The organism is Pseudoalteromonas qingdaonensis, assembly GCF_038739665.1.
Taxonomy (GTDB): Bacteria; Pseudomonadota; Gammaproteobacteria; order Enterobacterales; family Alteromonadaceae; genus Pseudoalteromonas; species Pseudoalteromonas qingdaonensis.
Window position 1 is genome coordinate 88,091 of the sequence record NZ_JBCGCU010000006.1, and the last position, 16,056, is coordinate 104,146.

Below are 16,056 nucleotides of genomic sequence, written 5' to 3' on the forward strand. Positions count from 1 at the left end.
GGGGACCTTATTCAGCTGGGTTTGGGTTAGCTAGCACGGTATCGGTTTGCTCTTTACGGAAAGCATCGATTTTTACCAATAGCTCAGGCTGCTGACAGCCTAAGATCTGTGCCGCTAACAAGCCGGCATTGGCCGCACCTGGGTCACCAATGGCTAGCGTGCCTACGGCAACGCCTTTAGGCATTTGGCAAATAGAGAGCAATGAATCTACGCCGTTTAGGGCTTTAGACTTCACGGGTACACCCAGTACCGGCAGTGAAGTAAAGGCTGCAGCCATACCAGGTAGGTGAGCAGCACCGCCGGCACCGGCGATGATTACCTTGATACCACGCTCGGCGGCAGATGAGGCATAATCGGCCAATAATTGAGGAGTACGGTGCGCCGAAACAACCTTGGTTTCATAGTCGATGCCAAATTTATCCAACATATCCGCTGCATGTTGCATAGTGGGCCAATCAGACTTGGAACCCATAATAATACCTACTTTCATTGTCACTCCTCGGGTCAATAACGATACCAATTTAACCATGGTTATCACTAAGATTTAGTGCGCCGGCGCCAAGCTATACACACTTGAGGGGTACGCCCGCCCATGGCTGTTGGCCATTTGCCAACAATAAGTTGCGGCGCATTATACAAAAAAGCCAGATAAAAAGCATGCCAAGTTGGCCGATAAAATGACCTTATTCTGACTTGCTATCCGGCCTGTGAGCATGAGCTTCACGCCATACGCGTACGAACTCCTTAGGCCCTAAAATAAGTGCCAAAAGGGCTAAGCCGCCGGGCAGTAAAATTGCTTTGAGTATAGGACCTAGGATATAACTATAAAAAATAATAATTGCATAAAGATAATATAGCCAAGCACCAAGGTGACGGGGTTAGTTTTTGATATCATGCTGTTTTCCTTAACGATTTTAAATTGAGCGCGCTCATTATAATATTTGAGCGCGCTCAATTCCAGTTCTTTAACGGGTGTTTTGTGAGCAACAAGCAAGTAACAAGCGAAGCGGGAAACAAGGTAACAAGCAAAAAACAGCGAACCCGGGAGCGCATCATGGATGCGGCTTGGCAACTATTTCAAGAGCATGGCTTTGCCGCAACTTCTACACGCGATATCGCCAAGCATGCTCAGGTAGCCAATGGCACCTTGTTTACCCACTTTGAAAATAAAGACGATTTGCTGCGTCAACTTATGCTGATGCATATAGATAAGGTGATAGCTGAAGCTAAACGTGAAGATACCTTTGAACAGCCAAAGCTGAAAATGCGTCACTATGCCCTGCACCTCTATCGGTTTTATCTAGCGCACACGGAATTCAGCAAGTCTTTATTGCAGGGTCTGGTTTGGCAAGGCGCGTTTTTCAGCGCGCAGATGGAGGCATTTAAGAAGCTGTTATTCGATGGTACGCGTCAATACGATGAAGTGCGAGCCGCGGCCATGATGGATTGCTACTTTATGACCTTAATTGAAGGCCTTAACAGCGAGCACCCGGATGTCTCTAACTTGGTTCGTCGTTTGAGCGCCAAGATAGCGCTGTTATAGGCCCCAAATCTCCAAATATTAGAATGCCTAGGAGCGTGGGGGCCAGGGTAATTGATAGACTCCAGGCTCACTGCAGACAAAACCAAGACGTTGCAGTAGCTTAATACTGCGCAGGTTATCCAGGTGCACCTGGGCTTGTACTGTGGTTACATCGGCGCCCATATATTGCTGCCCCTCGGACAATAATAAAGACAAGGCAAGATGCATTAGCCCTCGCCCCCAAAACAGGGGGAGAAGTTCATAGCCAATTTTAGCCACCTTGGTATGGGCATCATAAATACCACAGCTGCCCACTACTTGCTCCTGATAAAGGATGGCCATGCGCACACCTTCACCCGTAAGTAGCAGCTCTATATCCCCTTGAATAATATCTTGAACCTCGGATGGGTTTGAAGGGACGGCATAATCGTTATAACGACCGACTTCTGGGTGCGTAAGTATGCCATAGAGCGCCGACACGTCTTTATGCCGTATTGGGCGAAGCGCCAATGAGGCTTCTTGGCAATGGATCATGAAACTTAGCTCGCAGAGGTTGAGTTGCGGGATTATTGCCTTAAACTAGGGCCATCAGCAAGTTTAAAAACGGCAAGCGAATGAGCCAAGCACAATTTATCATGGTGCCACCCACCACCACAGTATACTGCCCAGAGCGTGGCGAGGGATGGACGCTAACGGGGATCACCGGCCTGGACGAATATACCTCGGTGATGTTTGGCGGGGTGCGTTATACCCTGCCGGCCAAAGAAATCATTGAGCAACTACTGCCTAATCAGCAAGCGCGCGAACAAGCATAAAAAGGGCCTTTCGGCCCTTTTTACTATTACAGTACAGTAATTACTTTAAAGCGTTAATACGCGCATCCAGCGGTGGGTGCGAAGCAAACAACTCGCCGATTGAACGCCCCGAGGCAATACCAAAGGCCATCATAGAGCCTTCTAGCTGCGACTCATGGTTGCCCTTTAAGCGCTCCAGTGCGGCACGCATTTTATTGGCACCAACCAGCTCGGCGGCACCTCTGTCAGCGGCATATTCACGTTTACGGCTGAAGTAGGCAACAACCACGGAAGCAAGCACACCAAAGAGGATTTGAAACAGCATATCAAAGATGAAGTATGTCCAGCTTGGACCACTTTCTTCTTCATTGCCGCTTAGGAAGTTATCCACCACCCCAGCAAGTACTTTCGCCAAGAAGATCACAAAGGTGTTAACCACGCCTTGGATCAGAGTCAGAGTCACCATATCACCATTGGCCACGTGTGAAACCTCGTGGGCCAGTACCGCCTCAGCTTCATCCTTAGTCATGTTATGAAGCAAACCACTGCTTACCGCTACTAAGGCATTGTTTTTAGACGGGCCGGTAGCAAAAGCATTGATCTCAGGGCTGTCGTAAATCGCCACCTCAGGCATTTTAATACCGCGCTGCTGTGCCTGCTCGGCTACTGTGGCCACCAGCCATTGCTCGGTTTCGGTACGCGCCTGCTCGATAACATAAGCGCCGGTTGAGCGCTTAGCTATCCATTTCGACATGGCTAGAGAGATAAAGGCGCCGCCAAAGCCAAATACTGCAGCGATCACTAAGATCCCGCCCATGCTGCGCGAGGAAATACCTAAAACGGCAAATATAATCGATAACACCACACCTAGCACCAGCATTACCGCCAGGTTGGTCAATAAAAAAAGCACTACACGCTTCATACGTCATTCTCCAATCGAGTAAGATTATTCATTAGGGGTCTCCCTTAGCTGGGGCATCCTGACCCATAATGGATAGCATCACTCTTGGCGCTATGAGTTCTATATATAGGCTAACCATGACAGCATCAAGACATTGTATCTTAAACAATTGTAAATAGTTGTAACAAGATGCCAGGGGGAAGGAAATGCGCTAGCGCAGCGCCAGCACATCCAATAAGGCGCCATGAATACGCAGTTTTGGCGTGCCCTCAGTATAAGGACTCTCGGCCAGCATGGGCACAGGCAGGCGCGCCTTTAAAGTGGCCAAATTAGCATCGTATTCGGCCATGTCAGGGTCAACCTGATTGGCTATCCACCCTGCTACCTCTACTCCTTGCTGTTGCAGGGACGCCATGGTGAGCAAGGCATGATTTAAACAGCCGAGCTTCATGCCGACCACCAAGATCACAGGGAGTTTCGCCGCCACCACCCAGTCGCTAAGTAACTCTTGATCATTGATAGGCAATAACCAGCCACCGGCGCCCTCGGTAAGCAAGATATCCGCATCCAAGGCGCTTACCTCTTCATAGGCCTTATTTAGCTTGGCCAGAGTGATCTGTTCACCCTGCTGCGCTGCGGCAATATGAGGAGCGATTGGCGGCTCATAAATAAAAGGGTTGACTTGCTCGTAGACGGCTTGCGTATTACCGCTTTCAATTAATGTCAGCGCATCGGTATTAACCAGACGACCAAAGGCCTGCTCAGCACCGGCCGCTATGGGTTTAAAGCCCAGAGCCTTGCGTTTACGTTGCACAGCCAATTTCAGCAAAAGGCTGGTTACATGGGTTTTACCGGCATCCGTGTCCGTGGCGGTAATAAAAAATTGCTTCATTTAATCAGTTCCAAAAAGACCACGTTATAGCTCAGGGCAACCTCTTGGCTGTCGCCCCCTAAGCGCTGTAACACTTGAAGATATTCGCCCTTGGTAAGCGCCTTATGGCCTTGCTCGGCACTGTTTGCCCCTATGGCAGAGAGGCTTTTTAACGCATCCTTGGCACTTGAGTAGGTGTCAAACAAGGGCAACTCTTGCTGCCAATTGACCTTAAAACCGGCATTGTGCGCTGCACTACGTATTTCTTCAAAGCTAGCGAAATGGTTAATCGCCTCTCGCCCTATATCGGCAAACGCCATTTTTACCTCAACCAAGGAGCCAGCGGCAACTATGGCCAGGTAGGCCCGCCCTTTAGGTTTAAGCACACGGTAAAGCTCGGCCAGGGCGATGTTTAAATCACTCGACCACTGCATGGCAAAGTTACTAAATACCGTATCTAGGCAGTTGGCCTGCAGTGGCAGTGCGTCCATATCGGCACAGAGCTTAACGCTTGGCGTGCGAATTTGTGCCAGCATAGAGGGCGATAAATCAAGAGCTATCAGGGCATCGCTTTGCGCTGCCAAAGCCGCGCTGTTAACACCGGGACCCGCCCCTAAGTCCAAGCACAACCCTAATGACCGCTGCGCCAGATGCGCTAACAGCACCTCGCTGGCACTGGCCTGCACGCGGGCGTGGTGCTGATAACGACACGCCGCCTTGGAAAAATGCGATTGGGTTTGTTGCTTTAACGCCGCGCTCATCGACAGGACTCCAGGGCCTTAACCAGGGTGTCTATATCCTGCTTTTGATGGGCCGCGGTCAGGGTAATACGTAAACGCGCGGTATTGTGGGCAACCGTAGGCGGGCGAATGGCGCTGAGCCAAATCCCCTGCTCACGTAAATCGTTTTGCATTTGCAAGGCGCTTTCGCTGTCACCGACGATCAGCGGTTGAATTGGCGTTTGTGAGTCCATTAATGCCAAAGACGCTTGCGCACAACGCTCTCTAAAATAAGCGATATTACCCGCCAGTTGCTGGCGCTCGGCGTGAGCGTCTAGCAATTGAGTAAGGCGCTGATCGGTAACAGCGCATTGCATCGGCGACACCGCGGTGGAATAGATATAATCGCGATTACTTTGTAATAACAGCTCAATCACAGGCGTTGGGGCCAATACTACTGCACCGTTGCTAGCCAAGGCCTTACCAAAGGTGATCACCAGAATATCTGGGCGGGCGCGCTCGGTATCTGTTTCGCCATAGGCTGTGCCCAAACCATTGCCCAGCACGCCAAAACCATGGGCGTCATCAAGCATAAACCAGGCATCATGGGCGCGGCACAAGGCATGAATATCCGCAACCGGGGCGCAATCTCCGTCCATTGAGAACACGCCCTCACTGACCACCAGCTTATTTTTCGCCTTAGACTTGCTCAAACGCGCCTTCAAATGGCTGATATTGTTATGATTAAAACGCTGCATGGCGGCATTGGCCTGCAGGCCGCCGTCGATCAAACTGGCGTGATTAAGCTTATCCTGAACTATAAGCCCATCATTATTTTCTGCAAACAGGGCTTTTAATACGCTGATATTGGCGCTAAAGCCGCTCGGAAAAAGCATGGCAGCTTGGTAGCCAAGCAAGTCACAAAAACGCTGCTCTAATGCTTGGTGGCAACGCTGATAACCTGTAACCAAGGGAGAGCTGTGAGCGCCAGAGCGAGCATCAAGACCAGACAGGGGTAAATCCCCCAAGGCAAGATAGTCGTTAGAAGCAAAATTAAGATAATCCTTGCCAGCCACACGAATGCTGTGGGCACTGACCTCTTCCACCAGTACCCGACGACGCAACAGGTGTTGCTGTCGTCTGGTTTCTAATGCGTCATTGATATAGTCAAACGCCATTTATTTTGCTTCGTAGAACAGCTCAGATTCGGCCTTGTCGGCAATGGCCGAGCTTAGTGATGCCTCATATGCTTCATCTGAATAGTCCTCACCCTGAGCCGGGCGCATGCCTAGCTTACGAATCAGGTTCATATCCGTGTCTGCTTCCGGGTTTTCCGTGGTAAGTAGCTTATCACCGTAGAAAATGGAGTTGGCACCAGCAAAGAAACACATGCTTTGCATCTGCTCGTTCATGGCCGTACGGCCAGCAGACAAACGCACATAGCTTTTTGGCATCATAATACGAGCCACGGCTATGGTGCGGATAAATTCAAAGTGATCCAGGTCATCTACATTTTCCAGCGGCGTACCCTTTACCTTAACCAACATATTAATTGGCACACTTTCTGGCTGTTTTGGCAGGTTAGCAAGCTGGATCAAAAGGCCGTATCTGTCTTTGGCCTGCTCACCCATACCGACGATACCGCCGGAGCATACCTTCATGCCGGCATCGCGAACATGATCTAGGGTATCTAAACGGTCTTGATAGGTACGAGTAGTGATGATCTGCTGATAATACTCAGGCGAGGTGTCCAGGTTGTGGTTGTAATAGTCCAAACCGGCATCGCGCAACTGATGCGCCTTATCGTTATCCAGCATGCCCAGCGTCATACAGGTTTCAAGGCCAAGCTCTTTGACCTCACGAACCATTTTTTCGATATAAGGCATATCGCGGTCCTTAGGATCGGACCAAGCGGCGCCCATACAAAAACGGGTCGCGCCCTTTTGTTTTGCTAAACGGGCCTGCTCAACTACCTTTTCCACTTCCATCAGGCGCTCGCGCTCTAGGTCAGTTTTATAATGACCGGATTGAGGACAGTATTTGCAATCTTCAGGACAGGCGCCGGTTTTAATCGATAACAGGGTCGAGATCTGCACCTCATTGGGATTAAAGTGCTGCCTATGAATGCTCGCCGCCTTAAACAGAAGATCGTTAAAAGGCATTTCGAAAAGGGCTTTTACTTGTTCATGGGTCCAGTTATGGCGGATTTCAGCCTGTTGCATAGGGTTCTCTTTATTATCGACGGTAAACTTATTTTGTATCAGTCTACGAGTTGCCTTAGTATTGTCAACGCCAGTGCAATGTTTAAAGTTTACCTATGAGCAACAATTATACAAAAAGTAATTCTATAGATATCGAGTTTGACCGTGACCATATTTGGCACCCCTACACCTCCATGCTCAAACCCCTGCCCAACTATCCGGTCACCCATGCCCGCGGTACCCGCTTGCATTTAGCCAGTGGCGAGAGTTTGGTCGATGGCATGGCCTCATGGTGGAGCGCACTGCATGGCTATAATCACCCACGCTTAAACCGTGCACTGCAAGAGCAAAGCGAAAAAATGAGCCATGTAATGTTTGGTGGTATTACCCACGCTCCGGCGGTAGAGCTATGTAAAAAGCTGATTGCCATGACCCCGGCGCCACTGGATAAGGTGTTTTTGGCGGACGGTGGCTCGGTCAGTGTTGAAGTGGCTATCAAGATGGCGCTGCAGTATTGGTTTAGTCAGGGTCATACACAAAAGCATAAGATAATGACCCCACGCAAGGGCTATCATGGCGACACCTTTGCGGCGATGAGCGTGTGCGATCCAGTTAATTCCATGCACAGCATGTATCGCGGCTTTTTGCCCGAGCAGATCTTTGTGCCGCAGCCACAAAGTGCCTTTAATGGCGAATTTAACGAGCAAGAAGCGGACGAATTAGCCCATTACTTTGCCGAGCATCATGGGGACATTGCCGCCTTTATTATCGAGCCCATAGTGCAAAATGCCGGCGGCATGAACTTCTATCACCCCGCATACCTAAAGGCCGTTCGCGCCCTGTGCGACCAATATGATGTGCTGCTGATCTGCGACGAAATCGCCACCGGGTTTGGCCGCACGGGCAAGCTATTCGCCGTCGAGCATGCAGATATCAGTCCGGATATCATGTGTGTGGGCAAGGCCCTAACCGGTGGCTATATGACCTTGGCCGCGACCCTGACCACGGATAAGGTCGCGCGCGGCATTTGTAGTGGTGAAGCCGGTGTCCTAATGCACGGCCCGACCTTTATGGGCAATCCGCTGGCCTGCGCCGTGGCCAACGCCAGCCTGAGCCTGTTACAGGAAAACGACTGGCAGCAACAGGTCGGCAACATCAATCTTTGGCTACAACAACTGACACGCTGCACAGAGTTTGATGCCGTGGTCTCGGTGCGTACCTTGGGTGCCATCGGCGTGGTGGAGCTGGATACCAATGTCGATGTGGCTAAAATTCAGCGCTTTTTCGTAGCAAACGGGGTGTGGATCCGACCTTTCGGTAAACTTATCTACCTTATGCCACCTTTTGTCAGCTCAGAGCAGGACATAGAAACCCTGTGCAATGCCATTTACCAAGCCATTGCCGAAAAACATTACTAGATCAAACAACTTATAAGCTAGCAGCGATTTTATTTGTTTCCATACAAAGCAATATAATCACTATAAAAGTGTTCAAAAGCGCTTTTATGGTGAAATTTGCCGAGTAATACCGGGGTTTCCCTAGGGTCTGTTTATCTTTGCGGTTTACTTTATGTTCAATCTAAACGCATTCTGATCACGACGCTCGTTATGATGCATAGTCATTCTATGTTCATAGCGAGTAACACAGAGCAGGATGCGTTTAGATGAACCCGCAGGGCAGCGTTTGTAGCGCATTTCTACTGTGTTGTTACATGTTTATGTAGAATAACTACACCACACATGTGCCGCCTTGTACAAATACACTACAAACTGCTGCAGAAACAAACAACAAAGGTCAACAGACCCTAGGAATCCCCCCTTGCTTTTTGTTAGAGTACTAACCTTTTCAATAAGCAAGTGACATTCTATGCAGCAACACGTCCAGATTCAGCCAGCGGAGGCCTTTGTCCCACCCAGATTTACCGTGTATCAACATCGCCAAATCGATAAAATTGAGGCTTTGCATCAACTGCCGGAGCATATGCGCTTTGAAATGAAGGTGGTCGCAAGTGTATTCCCTTTCCGCGTCAATAATTTTGTCATTGAAGAATTGATTGACTGGGATAAGGTACCCAATGATCCCGTCTTTCAATTGACCTTTCCTCAGCGCGGTATGCTTGATGACGAGTCATACGAACAAATGGCGGCGCTACATAGAAGCAACCCCAGTACTGAAGAAGTGATGACACTGGCACAGGAGATTCGCTTAAAGCTGAACCCGCATCCCGCCGGGCAAATGGAAAAGAACGTGCCTGAACTGGATGGCGAGCGCGTCGAAGGGATCCAACATAAATACAAAGAAACCGTCCTCTTCTTTCCATCTCAGGGCCAATATTGCCACTCTTACTGCACTTTTTGCTTCCGCTGGGCGCAGTTTGTAGGTAAAGCCACACGCTTTAACAATAACGATACCGAACTGCTGCACGGATATTTGCGCGAGCATACCGAAGTAACCGACCTACTGATGACCGGCGGCGACCCTATGGTGATGCGTACGGTCAAACTTCGTGGCTATCTTGAAAAGTTAAAAGAGCCCGAGTTTGATCATATTCGTACTATCCGTATCGGCACCAAATCATTGACCTTTTGGCCATACCGATACCTGACCGACCCAGACGCGCAGGACTTATTAGCACTCTTAAAGGAATTGGTCGATGCCGGTAAACATGTGTCCATTATGGCTCATATAAACCATAAGCAAGAGCTGCGCAGTCCAGCCACCCGCGAAGCCATCGCCTTGATCCGTAAAACCGGAGCACAAATTCGTACCCAGGCGCCATTGCTCAATAACATCAATACGGATCCCAATATGTGGGCCGAGATGTGGAAAGAGCAAACCCAGCTTGGCATGATCCCCTACTATATGTTTATCGAGCGGGACACAGGTGCAAAACGCTACTTTGAGTTACCCCTGTATAAAACCTGGGAAACCTTCCGCGAAGCCTATAAGCAGATCTCCGGAGTAAGTCGCACCGTGCGTGGCCCGTCTATGAGTGCTGGCCCAGGCAAGGTCGAAGTATCGGGTGTGAGCGAAATCGCCGGTGAAAAGGTGTTCGTATTGCGTTTTATTCAGGCCCGTAATCCGGACTGGGTGCAACGTCCTTTCTTTGCCAAATACGACGAAACCGCCACCTGGCTTGATGACCTAAAGCCCGCTTTCGGCGAAGAGAAGTTCTTCTGGGAAGACGAATACAACGCCATGTAAGGCCATAAAAAATCCCGCTTAATGCGGGATTTTTACTTTTATAAGAGGCTTTCGTACAGGCGTTACCATTCAAACTGATAGGCCATCTTCGCTATGGTTCTCAGTGCCACATTATGGGTATTACGCTGGGCGTAAAGATGCTGCATGGCCTTGTCTTTAATCTCCCCCACTATTACTTCTTTAACCTGATATCCCAAAGCATGGGCGGCTTCAATGTAGGCAATAAATTCCCACTTTTTAATATTGGTGTTATCGGCTATCACCAAGGGAATGCCCTCGCTCAGGGCCTTGATAAAGCGTGCCAGGTTAAGGTTATGGTATTCAGGCAGCTTATGCTTATCGAATTGATAGCCCTCGGCGCCAACAAAGTAATCATCGGTGCTGCAAATAACATATTGACTGCTGTCGCCGGCGACCAAATCGTCGGCCAGGTTGTGCGCATAGTTGGTTTTACCGCTGCCGGGTAAACCGCGCAAAATAAACACTTGTTTCATTAACTACTCACTAAGGCTAGCGTGAAGCTGATGCACAAAAACACCAAGGCAATTAGGGATAAAGGCGCCAGGTGCATCATTTTATTTATCTTTCTGGCTCTTATAATGCCACAAACTGCACACAGACTGCACAACCCAAGTAACATTAAAGCGGAATTTTTTGCACTCAATAGCCAAAAATCCCGTGTTTGCACGCCTAAATAGCGCCAAAGGCCAAAATCCTGCTCCGGACGGCCGTAATGGATCATGATCAAAACCAGCACAAATAGGCTCCATCCCAATACCGCACACCAGCCAACCAATATAAACGGACCCGCTCTATCGCCTCGTAACATATGCCTTAGCCTTATAATTTCACGCTCAATTTTAGTTTAGGTGAATTATTGGCCATTTTTCAGCGATTAAGTGGTAAAGAGCACAATTGGCAGTTTTTTTCTCACCCGAACAGGGTTAAGATAGACCTCTTAATTTACATCATAATAAAGCTGCTTAGTAAGAGCCTGAACAAGGGCTAAGCAACTTGGGCAATAGTAATCATTGGAGTGAAAATGAGCCATACAGCAATCGCCGAGCTATTAAAAGGCGCCGTTGCCGTGGACAGCCAGGTCACCATTAAGGGCTGGGTGCGTACACGTCGCGACTCAAAAGCAGGTATTTCGTTTTTAGCCGTTCATGACGGTTCGAGTTTTGATCCTATTCAAGCGGTCGTGCCCAATTCGCTCAATAATTATGATGAAATCACTCGTTTAACCGCTGGTTGCTCTGTGTCTGTAACCGGTAAATTGGTTGCCTCCGAAGGCCAAGGCCAAGCGTTTGAAATTCAAGCCGAAACCGTTGAGGTGATTGGCTGGGTTGAGAACCCGGATACTTACCCTATGGCGGCCAAGCGTCACAGCATCGAATTTTTACGTGAGCACGCCCACCTGCGTCCACGTACCAATGTAATTGGTGCCGTAACGCGCGTGCGTAACTGTTTAGCGCAAGCTATCCACCGCTTCTTCCACGAGCGTGGCTATATGTGGATAAGCACCCCTATCATCACCGCCAGTGACTGTGAAGGTGCCGGTGAAATGTTCCGTGTATCGACGCTTGATATGCAGAACCTGCCACTGACCGACAAGGGTGACATAGATTACAGCCAGGATTTCTTCGGTAAAGAAGCCTTCCTTACCGTATCGGGTCAGCTAAACGGCGAAACCTATGCCAGTGCCCTGTCTAAGATTTACACCTTTGGCCCGACTTTCCGTGCCGAGAACTCAAACACCTCACGCCACTTGGCGGAGTTTTGGATGGTTGAGCCGGAAGTTGCCTTTGCCGATCTGAACGACATCGCCAAGCTGGCCGAAGACATGCTGAAATATGTATTCGCCGCCGTACTTGAAGAGCGCCGTGATGATATGGAATTCTTCGCTCAACGTATTGAAAAGACGGCAATCTCTCGCCTGGAAGAATTCGTGAGCAAAGACTTTGCTCAGGTGGATTACACAGACGCCATCGAAATCTTGAAAGAATGTGGCAAGAAATTCGAATTCCCTGTTGAGTGGGGCGTAGATCTGCAATCAGAGCACGAGCGTTACCTAGCCGAAGAGCACTTTAAATCACCGGTTGTTATCAAAAACTACCCACGTGATATTAAGGCCTTCTATATGCGTCAAAACGAAGACGGCAAAACCGTGGCAGCCATGGACGTGGTTGCCCCTGGTATCGGTGAAATCATAGGTGGTTCACAACGTGAAGAACGTTTAGACGTACTGGATGCCCGCCTAGATGAAATGGGTCTAAATAAAGAAGACTACAGCTGGTATCGTGATCTGCGCCGTTACGGCACAGTACCACACTCAGGCTTTGGTCTAGGTTTTGAGCGCCTGGTTGCTTATGTAACCGGCATGGGCAACGTTCGTGACGTTATCGCCTTCCCTCGTACTAAGGGCAGCGCTACTTACTAAGTTCAAGATTTAGTTAAGTACCAAACACAAAAAACCGCTCAATGAGCGGTTTTTTATTTTACTTTGAGTTATTGTAGGAGAGGAATAAAGTTTCATACTAAATGCTACTATCCAGTCCGAATCAAGCTACAACTGAGTGTTAAAGTATCATACTCGTTGTAACTCACTTCTGGACAAAAACACGTTAGAGTATTTATTCGGTAACGCCTTGCACACCGGCCCAGTTACGTTGTGCCATTATTTGGTAAAGTGAGCGCAGCGAGCCAAATAATGGTGCGGCGTGACTGGGTCCGCGTGCTGCAAATTGTTAGGGTTGATTGGCACTAAAATCAATTTCAAGGCCAACCTCATTGTCAATAGTTTCTAGTTTATATACTTTATACGTACCATCTCCCCGACCCGCGGGGCAGCATAAAACCTCTGACGAGCTTCCAATCTTGATTATGCTGATATCAGGATCAAGCTCAAGAAGCTCCATACCTAGATCTTCTCGTTCGTATAGGGATACTTGACGAAAGAGCGATTGCCTATCGAAGATACAAACGGAACCCACATCTATATCGATGTCAAAAGCCTCAATCTTTGAATTCAACTTGCTTGCCTCAGGCAGCAATCGAAGCCCTTTAAGTGTGAAAGTTTTGTTATCCGGATGTGCTATAGACCTGAAGTACACATCGAATTTTCCAGGATTGACCTTTAATGAAGGTGAAACATCTGAATCGGGAGTTTGCCCCAGATCGCAGGGAGTAAGCCATTTACCTTTTATAATCATTGAGCCAAGTTTTAGCCATTCATCTTGGTCTTTTTCCACAAGCTCATTTACAACAAGGCTTGTGACATCCTTAATAAAGGTTTCATCTTCCGGCAAGGCTAAACCTAAGCTTTCAAATAGAGGCTTATCTCTACCGTAGTAAACTTCAATTGGTGATGATAGCCAACAATCCACGCTACAGTCTTTTGATTTTTTACCTCTATCTAGATCCCAGCTATATATCGTGTTTGAGAGAACTCCTGGATTCTTTTTATCTGGAATCCAGAACCTCAAATATCCCCACTTAGATTTATATCTAATGTTCTTAGTGGGACAAAACATTACAATTGCATCTTTGGGAAAGTTAGGATCTATTTCTTTCACTATTTTCGAATACTCTACAAAATCGAGCATTGACAGGGATGGGTCGATAAATTTGCACTTCTTAGAAGTTAACGCCTTAAGCACTTTCTCGTTGCAAACCAGTTCTTTGTATCTCTCAGGCAATTTAATGCCAAGAAGTTTTTCGGCTTCTAGAATTTGATCTTCATAGACTGGAAAACAAGAACTGAACATTAAACCTTTACTCCATTTACCCTAACGCCTCAATATGGGGCGCATAAATGCATGGCTATACTCAGCGACGAAGGAGCGCAAGCCATGCGTTTTGCGTCCATGCCATTATTGACTTGTTATATGAATTTAACCCAATAACGCTATGAAAGTGCTGCGATAAATAAGACCACAAAAAACAAAATTACACAAATAGCTAGAATATTTCCGATGATTGCCAACGGCTTAGGTAACTTCGTAAATGAACCGCCTGACAGGAAATACCTTTTGGGATTGGTATTAACTAATTCAACCAACTCATCTTTTTGTTGCTTATCAAGTTGAGAGAAATCTTTGTTAACTTTTCGCGAATGACGAACCGCTTTTATCAAGATAAAACCAACGAAAATTACGATGACGATTTCAATCATACTCAAGATTCATATAACGCCTTGGTAAGGGGCAGGCAAAGTGTGGAGCGTTTGTGACAACGTGGCGAAAGCCATTCACAAACGAACCGCGCTTTGACTGTCCCGCGCAGGCGGCGACAGCCACCGGAGTGAACTTCACCAACTTGTTAGGCTTCACAGGTTAAACTTACCGGAACTTTTGAAGAAGGAGGTGTAAATAGCAAAGAAAGGCCAATGCCCTCATGATCAATTGCTGTTCCCGTTGCCTGAACAAAACTCTGCCCTTGATACCTTACAAAAATACTAATGCTATTTTTTGGAATATGATGATGTGCCTCTATACTAATTACTGCCTCCCCAGCCACATCAATTTCTATATCTTTGACAGCTAGTTGATCTTCTATTCCTGGATAGGAAGGCAATCCTGGATACTGCTTTTGAAAAACCTCCTCATATGGCACCAGATCGATATAGGACGATTCACCCCACTCTTCAGTTTCTGGATTTCCAACCTCAACTCTAATTCTTCTCATAGCCAATTCCGAGTTTTGAGCCTAACAATTTAATAGTGCGCAAATCGCGCATATTTCTACCACACAACTGCTCACTTTTCTGATTACTACGTTTTTATCAAATTAGCTAACCTTTTGCTAGCTAACAAAATATTTTTAAATTGGTAAAGTGGTCTGACGACAAATATGCGCAAATTGCTCATTTTCCTGAATATAGGGGAAAGTTGTAAATTCTGAATATAAAACTGTATCAAAAGAAAGTATTCAATGTTCGCTTAAAGCAGACTTTTAGAGTAATTACGTTAACTCTTTTTGGGGCATTTTCGATTTAGGAATGGCAGCCTATCGATTACGAACGCTGCCATTTTAGTATGATACTTTAATACTCAGAATCTTTATTACTTGGTATGAGTCTTTATTACTCTCTCACAGTTATCCATCAACGATTGCGTTGCTTGGAATCTATACTTGTTACTTTATCGCCTTTAAAGGTGACAGATACCAAGTATTCACCGCCAATATCGCCTTGCAATCGATAAGACCAAATTTCGGTTTTCTTACCAGCAAAGCCATCGCCTTTGTCTACACCAATACTTTGCACATCCTTTATTAACGGCTCACCCAGCTTATCAAGTATTTCTATTTTATTCATACCCGTATAAACCAAGTCGCCATCCGAAAGACGGAAGCTTTGCCCCGCAAACGCCATGGCGCTGCACAAAATCAGCAATAAATAGATGACATTTTTCATACACTCTCCTTGTAGATAATACTAATTCACTTAAATAGCTAATCATTCTAGCGGGCTAAATATCAACATAAAGAAGCCCGTATAAGAAAAGCTCATACAGGCTTAGATAGGGTCTGTTTATCTTTGCGGTTTACTTTATGTTCAATCTAAACGCATTCTGATGAATATAATCACTGATTTATGTGGTCAAATTCATCCATGAAGCTTGGTTACATCGCGCATCCATGCGCTCACCTCGCTAAGCTGCGAAGCATTGCTTCGGTCTTGCTCGCCTATGTTCATAGCGAGTAACACAGAGCAGGATGCATTTAGATGAACCCGTAGGGCAGCGCTTGTAGCGCATTTCTACTGTGTTGTTACATGTTTATGTAGAATAACTACACCACACATGTGCCGCCTTGTATAAATTCACTACAAACTGCTGCAGA

At 47.3% G+C, this 16,056-nt stretch carries 17 protein-coding genes; 5 read left to right on the forward strand and 12 right to left on the reverse strand.

Annotated elements, in window-relative coordinates; translation table 11 throughout:
* Positions 1-7: 7 nt before the first annotated feature.
* Positions 8-490: a 5-(carboxyamino)imidazole ribonucleotide mutase gene (gene purE, locus WCN91_RS07250; RefSeq protein WP_342677695.1), complete on the reverse strand. Its 483-nt coding sequence runs from the start codon at positions 488-490 to the stop codon at positions 8-10.
* 489 nt (positions 491-979) lie between these two features.
* Here purE and WCN91_RS07255 point away from each other — a divergent pair, with 489 nt between their 5' ends.
* Positions 980-1,543, forward strand: coding sequence for a TetR/AcrR family transcriptional regulator (locus WCN91_RS07255; protein WP_342677697.1), 564 nt, complete (start codon positions 980-982; stop codon positions 1,541-1,543).
* A gap of 27 nt (positions 1,544-1,570) precedes the next feature.
* Here WCN91_RS07255 and WCN91_RS07260 read toward each other — a convergent pair whose 3' ends face one another.
* Positions 1,571-2,056: a GNAT family N-acetyltransferase gene (locus tag WCN91_RS07260; protein ID WP_342677700.1), complete on the reverse strand. Its 486-nt coding sequence runs from the start codon at positions 2,054-2,056 to the stop codon at positions 1,571-1,573.
* A gap of 80 nt (positions 2,057-2,136) precedes the next feature.
* Between WCN91_RS07260 and WCN91_RS07265 the strand changes: the two genes are divergently transcribed.
* On the forward strand, positions 2,137-2,337 hold the full coding sequence (locus tag WCN91_RS07265; protein WP_342677702.1) for a hypothetical protein: 201 nt from the start codon (positions 2,137-2,139) through the stop codon (positions 2,335-2,337).
* Positions 2,338-2,377: 40 nt separating this feature from the next.
* Here the strand turns inward: WCN91_RS07265 and htpX are convergent, their stop codons facing one another.
* The 5 genes from htpX to bioB all read right to left on the reverse strand — a co-directional run bounded on the left by htpX (position 2,378) and on the right by bioB (position 7,029).
* Positions 2,378-3,238, reverse strand: coding sequence for a protease HtpX (htpX, locus tag WCN91_RS07270; RefSeq protein WP_342677704.1), 861 nt, complete (start codon positions 3,236-3,238; stop codon positions 2,378-2,380).
* Positions 3,239-3,428: 190 nt separating this feature from the next.
* Entirely contained in the window at positions 3,429-4,109 is a 681-nt protein-coding gene (bioD, locus tag WCN91_RS07275) for a dethiobiotin synthase (RefSeq protein ID WP_342677706.1), read from the reverse strand.
* Positions 4,106-4,849 carry a methyltransferase domain-containing protein gene (locus WCN91_RS07280; protein WP_342677708.1) on the reverse strand — a complete coding sequence of 248 codons (744 nt, stop codon included), beginning with the start codon at positions 4,847-4,849 and terminating at the stop codon, positions 4,106-4,108. The genes bioD and WCN91_RS07280 overlap by 4 nt, the downstream gene beginning before the upstream one ends.
* Complete coding sequence (locus WCN91_RS07285; RefSeq protein ID WP_342677710.1) at positions 4,846-5,985, reverse strand: aminotransferase class I/II-fold pyridoxal phosphate-dependent enzyme; 1,140 nt, start codon at positions 5,983-5,985, stop codon at positions 4,846-4,848. Before WCN91_RS07285 ends, WCN91_RS07280 begins: the two co-directional genes overlap by 4 nt.
* Complete coding sequence (gene bioB, locus WCN91_RS07290; RefSeq protein WP_105189673.1) at positions 5,986-7,029, reverse strand: biotin synthase BioB; 1,044 nt, start codon at positions 7,027-7,029, stop codon at positions 5,986-5,988.
* 95 nt (positions 7,030-7,124) lie between these two features.
* On the opposite strand from bioB, the gene bioA reads away from it, so the two are divergent.
* Together bioA and WCN91_RS07300 are read left to right on the forward strand one after the other, a co-directional pair.
* Positions 7,125-8,426: an adenosylmethionine--8-amino-7-oxononanoate transaminase gene (gene bioA, locus WCN91_RS07295; protein ID WP_342677711.1), complete on the forward strand. Its 1,302-nt coding sequence runs from the start codon at positions 7,125-7,127 to the stop codon at positions 8,424-8,426.
* A 448-nt stretch (positions 8,427-8,874) separates the two neighbouring features.
* The gene (locus tag WCN91_RS07300) at positions 8,875-10,212 is read left to right on the forward strand and encodes a KamA family radical SAM protein (RefSeq protein WP_342677713.1); all 1,338 of its coding nucleotides are present in this window, start codon (positions 8,875-8,877) and stop codon (positions 10,210-10,212) included.
* A 62-nt stretch (positions 10,213-10,274) separates the two neighbouring features.
* On the opposite strand, the gene WCN91_RS07305 is transcribed toward WCN91_RS07300, so the two are convergent.
* On the reverse strand, positions 10,275-10,706 hold the full coding sequence (locus WCN91_RS07305; RefSeq protein ID WP_342677715.1) for an ATP-binding protein: 432 nt from the start codon (positions 10,704-10,706) through the stop codon (positions 10,275-10,277).
* Between the two features lie 548 nt (positions 10,707-11,254).
* On the opposite strand from WCN91_RS07305, the gene asnS reads away from it, so the two are divergent.
* Positions 11,255-12,652 carry an asparagine--tRNA ligase gene (asnS, locus tag WCN91_RS07310; RefSeq protein ID WP_342677717.1) on the forward strand — a complete coding sequence of 466 codons (1,398 nt, stop codon included), beginning with the start codon at positions 11,255-11,257 and terminating at the stop codon, positions 12,650-12,652.
* A gap of 307 nt (positions 12,653-12,959) precedes the next feature.
* Here asnS and WCN91_RS07315 read toward each other — a convergent pair whose 3' ends face one another.
* The 4 genes from WCN91_RS07315 to WCN91_RS07330 form a co-directional block, all read right to left on the reverse strand.
* The gene (locus WCN91_RS07315) at positions 12,960-13,979 is read right to left on the reverse strand and encodes an SMI1/KNR4 family protein (protein WP_342677719.1); all 1,020 of its coding nucleotides are present in this window, start codon (positions 13,977-13,979) and stop codon (positions 12,960-12,962) included.
* 140 nt (positions 13,980-14,119) lie between these two features.
* Entirely contained in the window at positions 14,120-14,386 is a 267-nt protein-coding gene (locus WCN91_RS07320; RefSeq protein WP_105188985.1) for a hypothetical protein, read from the reverse strand.
* Positions 14,387-14,532: 146 nt separating this feature from the next.
* On the reverse strand, positions 14,533-14,898 hold the full coding sequence (locus WCN91_RS07325; RefSeq protein ID WP_342677722.1) for a hypothetical protein: 366 nt from the start codon (positions 14,896-14,898) through the stop codon (positions 14,533-14,535).
* A 418-nt stretch (positions 14,899-15,316) separates the two neighbouring features.
* Positions 15,317-15,628, reverse strand: coding sequence for a hypothetical protein (locus WCN91_RS07330; protein ID WP_342677724.1), 312 nt, complete (start codon positions 15,626-15,628; stop codon positions 15,317-15,319).
* Between the last annotated feature and the right edge of the window lie 428 nt (positions 15,629-16,056).